This window comes from Flavobacterium frigoritolerans (assembly GCF_025847275.1).
In the GTDB taxonomy this organism is placed as follows: domain Bacteria; phylum Bacteroidota; class Bacteroidia; order Flavobacteriales; family Flavobacteriaceae; genus Flavobacterium; species Flavobacterium frigoritolerans.
This window is the reverse complement of sequence record NZ_JAOZEV010000004.1, coordinates 256,237-273,954: the sequence shown is the minus strand read 5'-3', so window position 1 is coordinate 273,954 and position 17,718 is coordinate 256,237. Positions and strand designations below refer to the sequence as shown.

15 protein-coding genes are annotated in these 17,718 nt (G+C 31.5%); 6 read left to right on the top strand and 9 right to left on the bottom strand.

Translation table 11 applies throughout. The features are described 5' to 3' along the window. Positions 1-73: 73 nt before the first annotated feature. Positions 74-2,440 (bottom strand): efflux RND transporter permease subunit, encoded by a 2,367-nt coding sequence (locus tag OIU80_RS07635; protein WP_264286437.1) that lies wholly within the window; start codon positions 2,438-2,440, stop codon positions 74-76. A 198-nt stretch (positions 2,441-2,638) separates the two neighbouring features. Here OIU80_RS07635 and OIU80_RS07630 point away from each other — a divergent pair, with 198 nt between their 5' ends. From OIU80_RS07630 to OIU80_RS07610, 5 genes are all read left to right on the top strand, one after another. Continuing rightward, positions 2,639-4,909 (top strand): cation:proton antiporter, encoded by a 2,271-nt coding sequence (locus tag OIU80_RS07630; protein ID WP_264286436.1) that lies wholly within the window; start codon positions 2,639-2,641, stop codon positions 4,907-4,909. Between the two features lie 3 nt (positions 4,910-4,912). Then, the gene (locus OIU80_RS07625; protein WP_129540661.1) at positions 4,913-5,242 is read left to right on the top strand and encodes a DMT family transporter; all 330 of its coding nucleotides are present in this window, start codon (positions 4,913-4,915) and stop codon (positions 5,240-5,242) included. A gap of 4 nt (positions 5,243-5,246) precedes the next feature. Next, the gene (locus tag OIU80_RS07620) at positions 5,247-6,005 is read left to right on the top strand and encodes a sensor histidine kinase (protein ID WP_264286435.1); all 759 of its coding nucleotides are present in this window, start codon (positions 5,247-5,249) and stop codon (positions 6,003-6,005) included. Then, positions 5,971-6,690: a LytR/AlgR family response regulator transcription factor gene (locus OIU80_RS07615; RefSeq protein WP_264286434.1), complete on the top strand. Its 720-nt coding sequence runs from the start codon at positions 5,971-5,973 to the stop codon at positions 6,688-6,690. Before OIU80_RS07620 ends, OIU80_RS07615 begins: the two co-directional genes overlap by 35 nt. A 112-nt stretch (positions 6,691-6,802) precedes the next feature. Further along, complete coding sequence (locus OIU80_RS07610; protein WP_264286433.1) at positions 6,803-9,073, top strand: cation:proton antiporter; 2,271 nt, start codon at positions 6,803-6,805, stop codon at positions 9,071-9,073. Positions 9,074-9,117: 44 nt separating this feature from the next. On the opposite strand, the gene OIU80_RS07605 is transcribed toward OIU80_RS07610, so the two are convergent. The 3 genes from OIU80_RS07605 to pyrH form a co-directional block, all read right to left on the bottom strand. Beyond that, positions 9,118-11,619: a DUF5686 and carboxypeptidase regulatory-like domain-containing protein gene (locus OIU80_RS07605; protein WP_264286432.1), complete on the bottom strand. Its 2,502-nt coding sequence runs from the start codon at positions 11,617-11,619 to the stop codon at positions 9,118-9,120. A gap of 107 nt (positions 11,620-11,726) precedes the next feature. Then, positions 11,727-12,290: a ribosome recycling factor gene (frr, locus tag OIU80_RS07600; RefSeq protein WP_264286431.1), complete on the bottom strand. Its 564-nt coding sequence runs from the start codon at positions 12,288-12,290 to the stop codon at positions 11,727-11,729. 75 nt (positions 12,291-12,365) lie between these two features. Next, a complete protein-coding gene (pyrH, locus tag OIU80_RS07595; RefSeq protein ID WP_129540656.1) occupies positions 12,366-13,073 on the bottom strand; it encodes a UMP kinase in 708 nt (235 codons plus the stop codon). A gap of 197 nt (positions 13,074-13,270) precedes the next feature. Between pyrH and OIU80_RS07590 the strand changes: the two genes are divergently transcribed. Next, positions 13,271-13,873, top strand: a complete 603-nt coding sequence (locus tag OIU80_RS07590; protein WP_195736035.1) for a thioredoxin family protein — start codon at positions 13,271-13,273, stop codon at positions 13,871-13,873. A 408-nt stretch (positions 13,874-14,281) separates the two neighbouring features. On the opposite strand, the gene OIU80_RS20900 is transcribed toward OIU80_RS07590, so the two are convergent. The 5 genes from OIU80_RS20900 to OIU80_RS07570 all read right to left on the bottom strand — a co-directional run bounded on the left by OIU80_RS20900 (position 14,282) and on the right by OIU80_RS07570 (position 17,565). After that, complete coding sequence (locus tag OIU80_RS20900) at positions 14,282-14,557, bottom strand: type II toxin-antitoxin system RelE/ParE family toxin (protein WP_404827361.1); 276 nt, start codon at positions 14,555-14,557, stop codon at positions 14,282-14,284. 243 nt (positions 14,558-14,800) lie between these two features. Then, complete coding sequence (truB, locus tag OIU80_RS07585; protein ID WP_195736123.1) at positions 14,801-15,502, bottom strand: tRNA pseudouridine(55) synthase TruB; 702 nt, start codon at positions 15,500-15,502, stop codon at positions 14,801-14,803. A 2-nt stretch (positions 15,503-15,504) separates the two neighbouring features. Next, positions 15,505-16,302 (bottom strand): undecaprenyl-diphosphate phosphatase, encoded by a 798-nt coding sequence (locus OIU80_RS07580; RefSeq protein ID WP_264286430.1) that lies wholly within the window; start codon positions 16,300-16,302, stop codon positions 15,505-15,507. Between the two features lie 87 nt (positions 16,303-16,389). Continuing rightward, positions 16,390-16,641, bottom strand: a complete 252-nt coding sequence (locus OIU80_RS07575; RefSeq protein WP_195736033.1) for a DUF3098 domain-containing protein — start codon at positions 16,639-16,641, stop codon at positions 16,390-16,392. A 48-nt stretch (positions 16,642-16,689) separates the two neighbouring features. Beyond that, complete coding sequence (locus OIU80_RS07570) at positions 16,690-17,565, bottom strand: cell division protein FtsX (protein ID WP_195736032.1); 876 nt, start codon at positions 17,563-17,565, stop codon at positions 16,690-16,692. Positions 17,566-17,718 lie beyond the last annotated feature (153 nt).

Below are 17,718 nucleotides of genomic sequence, written 5' to 3'. Positions count from 1 at the left end.
TTATGAATGTTCCTACAAACAATCTCTGCATTAAAAAATGTAGTGCTTATTTAATTCCAAAAAAAAGGAGAGATTAAATCTCTCCTTCTATAACATCTTCTTTTTTAGTTTTTTTCTTTTCAAACGTCAACACCAAAGCTGGCAAGACTAATATGTTTGCAAACATTGCAAATGCCAATGTACAGGAAATTAATCCTCCCAATGCAATTGTTCCGCTAAAACTTGAAAGTGTAAAAGTCGCAAACCCTAAAATTAATACAACCGAAGTATAAAAAGTACTTATTCCGGTTTCTCTCAGTGCACTGAAAACTGATTTTTTTACCTTTCCATTATTCTGCAACAAATCATGTCGGTATTTTGCCATAAACTGAATTGCATTATCTACAGATATTCCAAATGCGATACTAAACACCAATATCGTTGATGGCTTAAGCGGAATCCCAAAATATCCCATTAATCCTGATGTAATACAAAGTGGCAATATGTTTGTTATAACCGAAGCAAAAACCATTTTAAACGATCTGAACAAATACAACATAAGTGCTGCAATAACAAAAATGGCAAAAATTAGTGATTCAATTAAATTATCTACCAAATATGAAGTTCCTTTCTGAAAAACTAATGCTTTACCTGTTACTGTAACTTCATAACGGTCTTTCGGGAAAATTTCATCTATTTTGGAATGAAGTTTCTTCTCGACTTTAGCCATTTCATCTGTACCAATATCTCTCATAAAAGTCGTGATTCGAGCATATTGTCCTGTCGAATCTACGTAGCTTTTCATTAAATTGTCTTTGCTGTTTTTTGTCGCATTTTTGGCATACGTTAAAATAAATGTTTGCTCTTGCGAAGTTGGCAATTGATAATATTCTGGGTTACCATTATAAAAAGCCTGTTTTGAATACTTAACCAAATTTACTATAGAAACTGGTTTAGACAATTCTGGCATTCCTTCGATGGTAGCCTGCAACTCATCCATTTTGCGCATTGTCGATAATTTCATGACCCCTTTTTTATGTTTGGTATCAATCATAATTTCCAATGGCATCACTCCATTAAATTCCTTTTCGTAAAATAAGATATCTTTAAAGAAAGAAGCACTTTTTGGCATTTCGCCAATTAAACTTCCCGAAACTTTCATTTGCGAAACTCCAATAATACTAAACAACAAAAGCAATCCGTAAATGGTATAAATAACTTTTCGTTTGTTTTTTACTATACTTTCTACCCAATCTAACAGTACCGAAATATAGGTTTTAGTTAAATGATGTAAGTGTTTTTCTTTTGGAATCGACATAAAACTGTACACAATTGGCACAATTAAAAGCGTTAGCAAATAAACCGAGATAACATTTATTGATGTTACTAAACCAAATTCAAAAAGTAAATCATTGCCCGTAATCATAAAAGTTGCAAATCCTACTGCAGTAGTAAGATTCGTCATAAGAGTCGAAACTCCAATTTTAGAAATAATACGCTGCAATGCCTTTGCCTGATTGTTATGCAATTTTATCTCCTGTTGGTATTTATTAATCAGGAAAATACAATTTGTAATTCCGATTACAATTATTAAAGGCGGAATTATTGCCGTTAAAATCGTGATTTTATAATGAAATAATCCGAGTGTTCCAAAAGACCATATCACCCCAACAATTAATATACAAACAGATATAAAAGTAGCTCTAAATGAACGGAAAAAGAAAAAGAAAATCAGAGAAACAGTAAGCAAAGCTGCACCTATAAAAAGTCCAATTTCGCCTTTCATGTTATCTGCATTGATAGTTCTAATGTAAGGCATTCCAGAAACACGCAAATCGATTCCGGTTGTTTTCTCAAACTTATCGATTTTAGGAACTAAATTTTCAAGAATAAACGTTTTTCTCTCAGCTGTATTTACAAGCTTTTTGTTCATATAAACCGCAGATCGAATACTTCCGCTTTCTTTATTAAACAATAGCCCTTCATAAAATGGCAAATTATGAAACAAATCATATTGTACCTTTTTTAAATATTCGGGATCTAGTGCTTTTTTTTGATCAATAAATGGAGCCAGGACAAATTTTTCGTTTACAGTATCTTTTTCTAATTTCTTCAAATCATTTAAAGAAACCACTAAATCTACTTCTTTAGATTTCTTTAAACCTGTCATTAATTCATTCCAGGCGGCGTAGTTTTTTGGTGTAAAAAAAGCTGGATCTTTAAAGCCTATTACAATAAGATTTCCTTCTTCTCCAAACTTATCTAAAAATTTTTGATACTCTTTATTTGCTATATGATCCTTCGGAAGCAAGTTAGCCTCTGTGTATGTCATAGCAAGGTTTTTCCATTGATAACCAAGGAAAAGTGTAATTGCAATAATAATCCCTAAAATTACAATCCTGTTTTTGAGTATAATTCTAGCAATTAATTCCCAAAAACCTACATTCGATTTCTTTTTCATAAAAATTTTAAAAATGGTTGCAAATGTAATGAAAAACACAGGAAAGGATAAATTTTGGTTAAACTTTTATGTTGCCAGATGTATAAATTACCGTTAATTTTTTACAATAAGTTAATTGAAATTGATACGATTTCTTAGCTCCCTTTTCTGATATTTGTATTATTTTTGAGAAAATAATTACATTATTTAAAATACAGGATGAAAAACTACAAAAACGCATTGTTTTATATAGGAGTAACTGGAGGTTTTACCGCTTTAATTTACTGGATTATCACTAAAGGAAAATACCTTGAAGCCAATAAAACAATAGAAGTTTTAGGAACCGGAAAAGGTTCATGGCATGATTTTATTGCTTCGATGCAATCTAACTTTCAAGATCCTCTTGCCATTTTATTAGCCCAAATAATAACAATCATTTTTGTAGCACGTTTTTTTGGATGGGTTTTTAAACGCATCGGACAACCATCTGTTATAGGCGAAATTATTGCTGGTATTGTTTTAGGTCCTTCCTTATTAGGTTTGTACTTTCCTGAGTTTTCTATGGCCTTGTTTCCTGTTGAGTCATTGGGTAATTTAAAATTTTTAAGTCAGATTGGTTTGATTCTTTTCATGTTTGTAATCGGAATGGAACTTGATTTAAAAGCATTAAAAAATAAAGCCAATGAAGCCGTTGTAATAAGCCATGCCAGTATAGTAATTCCTTTTGCACTAGGTATCGGATTATCTTATTTTGTTTACAACCGATTTGCTCCCGAAGGTGTAAAATTTCTATCCTTTAGTTTATTTATGGGAATTGCCATGAGTATTACTGCATTTCCTGTCTTAGCACGTATTGTTCAAGAACGAGGCATTCATAAAACCAAATTAGGTACCATTGTTATTACTTGTGCTGCAGCCGATGATATTACAGCTTGGTGTTTGCTTGCTGTGGTTATTGCTATTGTAAAAGCAGGCTCATTTGTAAGCTCGATATATATCATTTTTCTGGCTGTCATTTATGTTTTGGCAATGTTATACATCGTAAAACCATTCTTGAAAAGAATTGGTGATCTATACGGAGCTAAATCCAGCATCGACAAACCTGTAGTTGCCATTTTTGTACTTACTCTTATTGCTTCTTCATACGCAACCGAAGTTATCGGTATTCATGCTCTTTTTGGAGCTTTTATGACTGGTGCAATCATGCCAGATGTTCCTAAATTCCGAACTATGTTTATTGAGAAAGTCGAAGATGTATCTGTGATTTTACTATTACCTCTTTTCTTTGTTTTTACTGGTCTAAAAACCGAAATCGGACTTATAAACGATCCTTATTTATGGACCATAACCGGAATGATTATTTTGGTAGCAGTTGTTGGTAAATTTTTTGGTAGCGCATTTGCAGCCAAGTTCGTAGGACAAAGCTGGAAAGACAGCTTAACCATTGGAGCCTTAATGAATACCAGAGGATTAATGGAATTAGTTGTACTAAACATAGGTCTTGAACTTAAAGTTTTAACTCCCGAGGTTTTTACAATGATGGTAATAATGGCATTGGTAACCACTTTTATGACTGGCCCGGCATTAGATCTAATTGATTATATATTTAAAGATAAAGAAGTTCCTGTTCTCGAAACACCATCAATTAGCAGTAAATACCGAATTTTGATCTCTTTTGGGAACAATGAAAAAGGAAAATCCCTTTTGCGATTAGCAAATAGTCTTGTCAAAAAACAACAAAACACTTCTCAAGTCACAGCAATGCACTTATCCTTAAGTGATGAAATGCATGCTTTTAACATTGACGATAAAGAAAAAAATAGCTTTATCCCGATTGTCGAAGAATCTAATATTCTTAAACAGGAAATCACTACTATTTTTAAAGCTACTATAGATATTGAAACCGATATTGCTGACATTGCCAATCAAGGCGACTACGATTTATTATTGGTTGGCTTAGGACAATCTATTTTTGAAGGAACATTATTAGGGAAAGTAATTGGTTTTACAACCCGAATCATTAACCCTGATCGACTAATAGATAAGTTTACAGGAAAAGAAGGATTGTTCCAAAATTCTCCTTTTGATGAAAGAACACGACTGATAGTTTCGAAAACCAAAATGCCTTTAGGAATTTTAATCGACAAAGAATTACAAAGTGTAAATCAAGTATTCATTCCAATATTTAATGTCGAAGATACGTTCCTAATAGACTATGCTCAGAAATTAATATTCAATAATGATTCACACATCATGATTCTGGATGTAAACGGAAACATAGAAACAAATTTTGTAATTAAGAGTGCGATTAGTACCTTGGAGCAAAAATTTCCTAAAAATATATCGATGATGAACGATCGTATCATCAAAAAAGAATTTTTAGACAAACAAGATCTAATGATTATTAGCCTTGAAAGTTGGAAAGCATTAGTCGACTCTAGAAGCACTTGGTTAAGCAATGTGCCTTCTGTATTAATTATTAAACCCTAAAAAATGAATTGGATTTTACTTGTAATAGCTGGGCTATTCGAAGTAGGTTTTGCCTCTTGTCTTGGCAAAGCCAAAGAATCATCTGGAATGGTAGCCACTTACTGGATGATTGGATTTTTTGTATGCCTTACAATAAGCATGCTTTTATTATACAAAGCAACTCAGGTTTTACCTATAGGAACTGCCTATGCCGTTTGGACTGGTATTGGTGCCGTAGGAACTGTTTTGGTTGGAATTCTTATATTTAAGGAACCAGCAACATTTTGGAGAATATTTTTCTTAACAACTTTAATAGCTTCAATTATTGGGCTAAAATTTGTTTCTAGCCATTAATAACATGCAAACAAGCACCACTATAACTAATCTTCTACTAGCAATAATTCTTTTGCTAGTAGCCCTGATTGGTTATATTGTTTATCAATTGGTTCAATCTAGAAAAGCCAAAGAAATAGCCGAAAAGAATTTTTACCTGCTAGAAATGAAGGTAAATGATTTACAGTTGGAAACATTAGAATCTAAACTTAATCCTCATCTTTTCAAAAATATCCTTAATTCGATTCAATCGCATGCGTATCAAACTTATTTTGCTTTAGATAAATTGGCCAATGTGCTAGATTATATCCTTTACGAAAGCAAAAAAAAGTTCGTAACTCCAAAGGAAGAAATTGAATTTGCACTGAATTTAATCGAAATCAACAAAATTAAAATTAGTCCGCTTTTTGAATTAAAAGTAAAAACTATTATTGGAGAAGACGAAAAACTATATGAACAACCATTGCTCGCCCCTTTAATTTCTATCGATTTAATCGAAAATGCTTTTAAACATGCTGATATACAAAATGCAGATGCCTTTATTTCGATAATATTTGAATTAAAAGACAATCATTTTTCTCTAACAGTGTCTAATAAAATTTCGGATAAAAAGGTATTAAAGAAAGAGCGAAGCGGCATAGGAAATACTACATTAGAACAACGATTAAAAATTATCTATAAAAATCAATTCAAACTTGATAAATTTGTAGAGAACGATACTTACATTGCTCATTTAAAAATTAATCTACTTGAATACAAAACTCAAATGCTTATTACTGGATGATGAGTTACCCGGATTAACTTATCTAAAAATGCTATGTGAGCAAATTCCAGCATTAGAGATTGTAAAAGCGTTTAATAATCCCGAAAAATTATTGTCTGAAATTCCAAATCTAGATTTCGATTTATTGATATCTGACATCGAAATGCCTGGAATTGACGGATTGAATTTAGCCAGCTTACTTGACGGAAAATTAGTTGTTTTTTGTACCGCTTACAAAGAATATGCTGCTGAAGCGTTTAATATTGATGCTGTAGATTATATTACAAAACCTGTAAAATTAGAACGTTTAGAAAAAGCTGTTTTCAAAGCGCTTGAGCAATTCAACAAACCCAAAGCTGTCAAAAACTTCATGCATTTAAATACAAATAAAGGAAAAACCTTATTGTATTTTAATCAAATTCAATACATAAAAACAGCTACAACAGATAGTCGCGACAAAACCGTACTTCTTACAGACGGGAGCTTACTCATCTTAAAAAACATTAACTTTGATTCGTTATTAAAACAATTACCAGACACTCATTTTTGTCGGGTAAATAAAAAGGAAATCATTGCAATGAGTGCTATTCAATTTTTCAATCACAATGAAATTGTACTGCATCATCAAAGAAAAAACGGAAAAAACATTACCCTTTCGTTGAGTGAAACATACCGATCTGACTTTTTGCTTAAGGTAAAAATATAACTTATTACAAAATTTCCCCATCTTATTACATCTAATTAGAATTAGCTTACGATTTTCTTTTTTCCTTAAAAGTCACTTCTCATATTTGCACAATAAATCAAAATGACGTGATATGAAAAACATCAAAAACTCATTATTTTATCTCATAATTATTGGTGGATTTTCTGCTTTAATTTATTTGGTAATCTCAAAGGGAAAATCATTAGAAATAGGAAGAGATATCGTTGTAAAAAAAACAGCGAATAGCCATTGGAATGACTTTCTTTCAGCAATGATTGAAAACCTGCAACATCCGCTTGCTATCTTACTTGCTCAAATTATTACAATTATTTTAGTAGCACGTTTCTTCGGATGGGTTTTCAGAAAAATTGGTCAACCATCTGTAATAGGAGAAATGGTTGCTGGTATTGTTTTAGGGCCATCGCTTATCGGAATGTATTTTCCAGAATTTTCGGCTACCTTATTTCCAAAAGAATCTCTAGGAAACTTACAGTTCTTAAGTCAGATTGGTTTAATTCTTTTTATGTTCGTAATTGGTATGGAACTGGACTTAAAAGTTCTTAAAAATAAAGCCCATGAGTCTGTTGTAATTAGTCATGCCAGCATCGTAATTCCGTTTGCATTAGGACTAACTTTAGCTTATTTCATTTATCATACTTTTGCCCCTATAGGAGTTGAATTTTCTTCTTTTGGACTATTTATGGGTATTGCTATGAGTATCACTGCATTCCCTGTTTTAGCTCGAATTGTTCAGGAACGAGGTTTACAAAAAACTAAACTCGGAACTATTGCCATAACTTGTGCTGCTGCAGATGATATTACCGCTTGGTGTATTCTGGCTGTAGTAATTGCTATTGTAAAAGCAGGCTCTTTTACTAGTTCATTATATGTAATCGGATTAGCAATAGTGTATGTAATTATCATGCTTAAAATAGTTCGCCCATTTTTAAAACGTGTAGGTGACTTAAATTCAACTCGCGAAAGCTTAAACAAACCTGTTGTTGCCATTTTCTTTTTAACACTTTTGTTTTCTTCTTATGCTTCAGAGTTAATAGGAATCCATGCTTTATTTGGTGCTTTTTTAGCAGGAGCAATTATGCCTGCAAACAACAAATTCCGTAATATTTTCATCGAAAAGGTAGAAGATGTATCTGTTATACTTTTGCTTCCTTTATTCTTTGTTTTTACAGGATTACGTACCCAAATTGGTTTGCTAAACGATCCGTATTTATGGAAAGTCACTGGAGTAATTATTGCAGTAGCAGTAATTGGTAAATTCTTTGGAAGCGCCCTTGCAGCCAAATTTGTGGGACAAAACTGGAAAGATAGTCTCGCCATAGGTGCCTTAATGAATACTCGTGGTTTAATGGAATTGGTTGTTTTAAATATAGGATACGATTTAGGTGTTTTATCTACCGAGATTTTTACCATGATGGTAATTATGGCATTAGTTACCACCTTTATGACTGGGCCTGCTCTAGATTTTATCAATTTCATTTTTAAAGATAAAAAAACAATCATCCCAGAAGAAATAGGCAACAAAAGCAAATACAAAATTCTATTTTCATTTGATACTCCCGAGAAAGGAAAAACATTATTACGAATTGCAAATAGCCTGACTAAAAAACAACCTGACAATACCATTGTAACTGCAATGCATTTATCATTAAGCTCAGAGCTGCATCCGTTTGAAGTAAAGGATTACGAAAGAGAGATGCTTTTACCTGTTATTTCTGAATCTGAAATTTTAAATCAAAACATGGTTAGTATTTTTAAATTATCCAATGATATTGATGGCGATATAACCGAAACAGCAAATCAAGGCGAATACGACTTATTATTGGTTAGTTTAGGACAATCTATTTTCGACGGAACTTTATTAGGTAAGATCCTTGGATTCACAACTAGAATCGTAAATCCAGACCGTTTAATCGATAAATTTACAGGAAAGGAAGGTCTATTCGAAAACTCTCCTTTTGACGAAAGAACAAGACATGTTATTACAAAAAGTAAAATGCCTGTTGGGATTTTTATTGATAAGGAACTAGAAGAAATAAATCAGGTTTTCATACCTATTTTTAGCAAAGAAGATGCTTTCCTTATCGAATATGCTAAAAAATTAATTAACAACAATGGTTCACAAATTACCATTTTAGATGCAAGTGGTGAATTAAAGAACAATCGTGAAATGCAGGAATCTATCCGATCTATCGAACAAATTGCCCCTAACCATATCATGCTAATGCACGATAGAATTATTAAAAAAGAGTTTTTAGAGAATCAGGATTTAATGATTATTAGTTTAGACAGCTGGAAAAAACTAATTGAATCGCAAAGTACATGGCTTAATAATACGCCATCGGTTTTAATTCTTAAACCATAATAAATTTAAAAATCCCATCTACTACAGCAGATGGGATTTTTTCTTTAAATACCTAAATCAAGTACAAAACTCAATTTAACGGCTATATTATCTTCAAATCTCGGTAACTGGTTTGGCCCATAGCGATAGAATCCGCTTAATCCTAATCCACTGAAAATCTGATTTATTTCTACACCAGATTCAAAGAACCCTTTATTTAATGTCTTATAATCAATCCCGACGTGTTGCTCTGGATTTTCCATATTTCCCCATGCCATCCGCGAAACCAATACTAAAGATGGTCTTACTTTTTTGATTATTTTAAATCGGTTAAAACCATGCTTAACCTGAAAAATTGCATATTTACTTGAAAAGAATTCATTAAAAAACATTGTTTCAAAACTATTTCTACCTGCAAATGTTATCCTCTGAATCATTGTTTCTTTGGTAATATTATTTGGTGAAGTATTATACAAATGTGTAATCGGTACATCTCCCATTGCATATCCTCCCTGCAAAAGCAAACTTGTTTTTTGTCCGTTTAGATATTTTTTTTCATATTCAGTTTTAAAATCTATTTTAGAGAAATTAAAATCATTTTCCGCTACATTAGGTAATGATTGTGTGTATTGTATCGTAAACTTTGGAAATCTTTTTTCAATCTCAATTCGCCCGTTGGGTGTTTGCATATAAGCACTAAAAGGATTCCAAGCTAATGAAAGCATTGCTGTAGTCATAACATAATTAGTATACAATCTTCCGTTTAAATTGTAAGCATAATCAAATTTGGGTTCTATTAAGGAACGTGAAACTTCAAAAATACTTTCTGTTTTCGGGACGATTCGCGTCCCTAAATATCCTGTCCAGCTAACATACTTATAAAAAGTACTAATATTTATAGGTCTAGGATCATACAGCTTAAATACCCTTTTATCAACTGCAAAAACAGTACTCGCAATCTCTCTCACATCATTGGTATAGGATCCTCCTACCCATGTATTCGAAAATCGTTCTACTCGGGTAGATAAATCTAAGTTATACTTAAAACCGCCATCTTTGGTTCCATATCCAGCATAACCACCAATCTTATATTTTTTTGAAAAAAGCTCATTAGTGACACCTCCTAGACCAAATCTAAATCCTTCGTAATTATTATAGCTAAATAATTTTCTTAAATCTAAATCGACTACACTTATTGGCAGATAACCATTAATAATTTTTCTTCCAAATCTAATTTTACTTTCAATTCTCTTCTTCAAAGAAATACTATCCAGCAACATATACGTTTTTTGAGAGCGTATATCTAAACTATCTTTTCGATATTTATTCCAAAAACTTTCTGGTTTTTTAATAGCATCATCTTTAATTTCAATATATAGAGATGGATTTTTTATTTCTATTGGTGTATTATAATGCACATCAAAATTATTACTCTCAGATACTAGATAAGTATAATCCGAAGCTTCTTTTTTTCTATGTATATCTTCTTCCTGCTCTGCGTCTCCATCAAACTGAATTGTTCCACCAAGAATCTTAATATCATCATCATTCTTACCTTTTACTATTTTGAAAGTAGAACCCCTTGGAAACCATATTTTCTGTTCAGGAATATAATCAAACTCATGTATTCCACTAATATCAAGTACGCCTTTAATTCGCATTATTGCTTTTGCAATAGCATAACTGTCCTGATCAATATAAAGAACCCCTTCTAAGCCTAATTCTGATTTCTTCATTCGGTTTTTAAAATAAACCATATAGGTTTCTCTACCTTTTATCAAAACTGTATCGAGTAACTTGTAGTTGTAATCTTTTAAAGCATCTTTTGCAATTGGGCTATTATACTTCGTTTCAAAAAGTTCATAATTCGAGTCGTATATAGAAATAGATTGCAAGTTAAGAGCTATAACTTCATAAATGGGCTGTTTGAAACCTGCCATTTTTGTTCCTAAAATAGTTTCTTTTAGTTTATTATTCCCAAATTGATATTGTGATACTTTTTCTGTTTGAAACAAATGTTGTTTATTAGTAATCTCTTTGAATTTATAATTAGCCGAATCAATTTTAACAAATCTACGACCTATAGCTTCTTGTATAAAAATAGAATCTAGTTTTGAGTTTATCGAATCTGGATTAGCTGTTACAATTAATTTATTGTACGTTTTGTATTCAAAACTGGTTAGCTTTTTTTGCGGATTATTTTTACTCTTGCTCTCAATTGTTTTTCTTATAATCGCAAGAGCAGGATTTTCGTTTGGGATAACAACTTCTTGTAAAGCTGCTGTAGATTCTACTAAACCTACTTTATAAAACTTTTTACTAGCCGAGGTATATATTACAACTGAGGTATAGCCAATATAAGAAACTGTAAAATGCTCGATACTAGAAGTTGATTCGAGTATAAATTTTCCATCAACATCAGAAATAGTATTCATCCCGTCATCGGCAATGATTGTTGCAAAAGGAAGTGGCTTATTTGTACCTTTTTCTGTTACAATTCCGTTTATCTGAAATTGCGCTTGTATAGAAAGCGTGAAAAACAATACTAAGAAACACAATAACTTCATACAGAAAACAATATTACAGATTAGGCTTTGATATCACAAAAGTAAGCATAAAAAAATCCGTCTCGCATAAAAATTAACAAGACGGATTCTTTAATCGTTACAAAATATTAAACCTTCATAATTTCAGCTTCTTTATTAGCTAATAATTCATCAATTTTTTTAATATAACTGTTGGTTAGGTTTTGTACTTCTTCTTCTGCGCTTTTGCAAAAATCTTCTGAAGTTCCTTCTTTTTCTAATTTTTTAATATCAGTGTTAGCATCTTTACGAACGTTTCTCACACCAATTTTAGCATCTTCTGCCTCTGATTTTGCTTGTTTTGCTAAATCTCTACGACGCTCTTCAGTTAATGGCGGAACGCTTATAATAATCAAATCTCCATTATTCATTGGATTAAAACCAATGTTGGCTATCATAATTGCTTTCTCAATTGTTTGCAACATATTTTTTTCAAAAGGCTGCAAAGTAATTGTTCTTGCATCAGGAACACTAATTTTTGCTACTTGCGAAAGTGGTGTTGCTGAACCATAATAATCTACAAAAACACTTCCTAGCATTGCTGGAGATGCTTTTCCTGCACGAATATTTAGAAATTCTTTTTCTAAATGCGCAATAGAATTTGCCATTGATTCTTTAGTGCTATCTAAGATAAATTCGATTTCTTCAGTCATATTTTTAAGTTTTCAGTTTTCAATCTCAGTTATCAGTTCAAGTCAATAATTACGACTTTAAACCGCAACTGAATACTATATATTTACTACAGTTCCGATATTTTCACCTTCGCAAATTTTCAATAAATTTCCGATTTTATTCATATCAAAAACCACAATTGGTAATTTATTTTCCTGGCTTAATGTAAAAGCTGTAGTATCCATTACATTTAATCCTTTTTTAAGTACATCTTCAAAAGAGATAAAATCAAATTTTACAGCGGCTGCGTTTTTCTCTGGGTCAGAATCATAAACACCATCTACACGTGTTCCTTTTAAGATAACATCTGCATTAATTTCGATACCTCTTAAAACTGCTGCAGTATCTGTTGTAAAATAAGGGTTTCCTGTACCTGCACCAAAAATTACAATTCTGTTTTTCTCAAGATGACGTACTGCTCTTCTTTTAATATAAGGTTCTGCAATTGATTCGATTTTTAGAGCCGTTTGCAAACGTGTTAACATTCCTTTATTTTCCAAAGCTCCTTGTAATGCCATTCCGTTAATTACGGTAGCAAGCATTCCCATATAATCACCCTGTACTCTATCCATTCCTGAACTTACCCCAGAAACTCCTCTAAAAATATTTCCTCCTCCAATTACAATGGCAATTTCTACTCCCTTTGCATGAATTTGCTTAATTTCTTCAGCATATTCGTCCAATCTTTTTGGGTCAATTCCGTATTGTAAATCTCCCATCAAGGCTTCTCCACTTAATTTAAGAAGAATTCTTTTGTATTTCATTTCTATGTTGCGTTGGTTTGTGCAAATATAGACATATTCTCATTTTTAAAAATAGTGTTTTAAAAAAATTAATTTATCTTCTAATTTTTACCTAAAAAGCCCAATTTAAATAATACATTTAGGATGCAATATGACAAAAATCAGTATCTATTTCTTTTAAATCTGTAAATTTGTATTCCACATAAAAAAATAAATTTATGCAAAAAAGCATCACCAATGCCCTGTCCAACAGCTATTCATACACCGAATACAGAAAATTAGTTACTGATTTATTAGCTGAAGGAAAATCAACAGGACTCGAACAATCTGAAGATCTGACACATTATAGCAGCTTGAATGAAACTCGAATGAATCGGTTAGAAAAAACAATAAAAATTACAGAAACAACGATTTCTAAGCTACAAAACGTTCGTAGAAATTATATCTGGCTTCTTATTTCTGAAGGTTGGTGTGGTGACGCTGCACAATTATTACCCATTATTTATAAAATGGCAGCAGCATCTAATGACAAGATTGAGCTAAAAATTGTACTTCGTGATGAGAATCCTGATTTAATGAATTTATTCTTGACTAATGGAGGAAAAGCAATCCCAAAATTAATTATAATTGACAAAGAGAAACTTGAAGTTATTGCTGATTGGGGGCCTCGTCCAAAAGGTGCAAGTGAATTAGTCAATAACTATAAAAAAGAATTTGGAGCTTTTGATGAAACTATCAAAACAAATTTACAATTGTGGTATTTACACGATAAAGGAATTTCGACTCAAAACGAGATCATGGAAATAATGGAAAGTTGTTAAACACAATTGATTGTAATCGTTATAACAAACCCCTCATGAATCACAAAACAGCTAACTAACTGAACAAGAATGATTAGTGCTTTCGAAATATTTGTTTTTAACTAAAAAATTCGTACCTTGTAACAAGAATCCCATTTCTATTACTTACTTTTTTTATCGGTGTTTATTTAATGTCTAACAATTTAAAAATACCCTATTATGAAAAAGTTATTTGAAAGGTTTTACGATTTTTTTTCGACATTTTTATTTGGAGGAAAAAATATATCTCATTATTAACTCCAAAAGCACAGTATGGAACAACAATACTCTAGAATGAGATATTAGCACATTACTATTATGTAATGTGCTTTTTTTTTACCTTTAATTTCCACAGATAACTTATTTATGAGTTTTAAATTTCATATCAACTTAATCAATAGTAATTTTTCTAATTTTCCCAATAGTCTTAGGAGAACGACTTCCATGAAAAGCTCTTAAAACTTCAATGCTATTAGGTCTTATACGATAAATAATTAGATAAGAACCTAAGATAACATTACGATATTTCTTGGTTTTAGTTTTAAGATGATGGCATTCTGGACGAAGTAAGTAATCTTTAGATAAATTACCTAAATAAGAATATATTTCTTCAATAAAATAATCTGCAAGTTTTAAACCAAAAGTTTCGGTTCCATATTCATAAATTGAAGGAAGATCAACAAAAAGAAATAACTACTTATTTCTTTGGGATTTCCATTCTTGAAAATGTTTTTTAGACTCTTCTAATGAATAAAAAACTCCGCCTTCTGCTTCTTTAATCATTGAAGCAAATTTTTTTTGAGACATTGGTTTACCAGGTATCGCAAGATTATCGGAATTGTTTTTTTTTGATTTTCATATTAGTAACGTTAAACTAAAAAATTTAAAACAAATTTCTTTTGAAATAGTTTATTCTTTGTTCAACCCTAAAGAAGCTTCAAATAAAGTAACATCAATTGCATTTTTTACATCGTAATCCCCAATTTTGGTTCTTCTTAAAGCTGTTAAATGCGAGCCTGAATTCATTGCTTTTCCAAAATCAAAGGCAAGTGAACGAATATAAGTTCCTTTGCTGCAAACTACTCTAAAATCGATTTCCGGAAGTGCTATTCTCGTAATCTCAAATTCGTGGATTGTAGTTTTTCGACTTGCAATTTCGATAGTCTCCCCAGCACGTGCATGTTCATACAAACGAACCCCATCTTTTTTTATAGCCGAATATATTGGTGGTTTTTGATCTATTTCGCCCAAAAATTGCTTCACCGTTTCATGAATCAATGCAGTATCGATATGTTCTGTTGGAAAAGTTTGATCGATTTCGGTTTCTAAATCATAAGAAGGCGTTGTTGCACCAATGAAAAAAGTACCCGTATATTCTTTTGCCTGACCTTGCAACTCTGTAATTCTTTTGGTAAACTTACCTGTACAAACAAGTAATAATCCAGTTGCCAAAGGATCTAATGTTCCTGCATGACCAATTTTAAATTTCTTAGGAAGCCCTAACTTATTTATAAGTGCATACTTTAATTTATTCACTGCCTGAAAAGAACTCCAGTTCAAAGGTTTGTCTATCAGTAAAACTTGTCCGTTTAAAAAATCTTCGGGAGTAATCATTATATAATGGTAAGTGGATGAATAAAGAAATGTATTAACAACAATACTATCCCTGCAATAATTCGGTAATATCCAAATACTTTGAATCCGTTTTTAGTCAAGAATCCAATAAAAGTTTTAATTGCCAAAAGTGCTACTATAAAAGCTACAATATTGCCTATGATTAATAAATTAACCTGATCGTGTGATAATTCGAATCCTGCTTTATAGTAATCGTAGCATTTTTTAGCGGTAGCTCCAAACATCGTAGGAACTGCCAAAAAGAATGAAAACTCTGCTGCTGTAGTTCTTGTCAATTTTTGCGACATTCCCCCTACTATACTCGCTCCACTTCTTGAAACTCCTGGAATCATTGCCAAACACTGGAACAATCCAATTTTAAAAGCTTGTGAATATGTTATTTCTTGTGAAGTTTCGGCTGCATTTGGTTTATTAAACCACTCATCAACTTTTAATAAAATAAGCCCTCCTATTAATAGTGAAATTGCAACTGTAACTGGATTTTCTAATAAACCATCTATAAAATCACTTAGCAATAACCCTAAGACAACTGCTGGTATAAATGCAACCAATAATTTAAAGTAAAAATCAAGCGTCTGAAAGAATCGTTTGAAATATAAAACTACTACCGAAAGGATAGCTCCTAACTGAATTACAATTGTAAAAAGCTTTGTAAAATCATCATGGGCAATTCCAAAAAATGATGAAGCAATAATCATGTGCCCAGTTGAAGAAACAGGTAAAAACTCTGTAATTCCTTCAATAATGGCTAAAACAATAGCTTGTAAAGTATTCATTAATTTTAGATTTTAATATACTAGTTTGTTTGATTTTTCAATAATTACACCCAACGCATGGATCTAACAATCTAATTTTATAACAATCTAACGTTCTGTTTTAGGGTTTTTAAGAATAGCATAAATTGTAATTCCAAAACCTATCAAAACAGTAGTTGGAGCCAAACGAATACGTCTAAAATTAAAGATAGCTTCATTAAAAACATTTGGATCATTACTTCCACCGCCTGCCATCAGGATAAAGCCTAATCCAATTACCCCAATTCCGATCAATAAAATTTTATAATTTACTTTATCAAAAAGGAATTCCTTTTTATTTTGTTCTTCTTTATTTTCCATTTTTATTTTTTTGTCACCTAACCAAAGTCGAAGGCAAATATATTTTTATTAATATAAATCGTCAGTTCTTAAATTCAAGAAACGTTGTGTTGCAAAATGCGTACTTAACCAAGTTATTAAAACTCCAATTCCTAAAACTGTCAATAAGACCAATCCGATTAATGCCTTATCTTCCATTATCCCTAGTCCTGGGAAATTAGTATCTACGTATATTAAAAGTCCGATTAAAGCAACAATTGCCAAACCAGCGCCTATTAATCCCAATTTTATACTTCGCATTACAAATGGCTTACGAATAAATGATTTTGTAGCACCTACCATTTGCATTGTTTTAATGATGAATCGATTTGAATGTATTGATAATCGTAATGAACTATTGATAAGTAATACTGCTATTACAGTTAAAAATCCACTCACAATTAAAATCCACATACTTACTTTTTTGATGTTATCATTAACCAGATTCACCAATTGTTTATCGTAAACAATATCCGAAATCATTGTGTTTTTGCGTAAGCGGTTTTCTATTTTAGCAATACTATCTTTAACTACATAATCGGCTTTTAGGTGAATATCATAAGAATTCAATAATGGGTTTTCTCCTAAAAACGTCAAGAAATCTTCGCCAATAATATCTGTATGTTGCTTAGCAGCTTCTTCTTTGGTAACATAAACAAATGATCTTGCAAAAGGAGCTCTTTTTAATTCGGCATTAAATGCCTTTATGATACTATCATTGGCCTCGTTCTTAAAGAAAACCGTCATTGCGATTTTTTCTTTAAAATCATCCGCTAGTTTTTTAGAATTAATAATAAATAATCCTAGTACTCCCAAAAGGAATAAGACCAGAAATACACTTAATACTACCGAAAAATAAGAGGAAATTAACCTGCGTTTTTGAAATTTATCAAAGTTAGAACTCATAGTTTGCTTAAATTATGTGGTAAAAATAATAAAGAATTTCATTATTTACAGCTAATAACGAACTTTTATACTATAATTATACATTAGACATTGAATAAAAAGTTGATTTAACCGCAAAGTGCGCAAAGTTTTTTTTAAATGTGTGGTTTTATA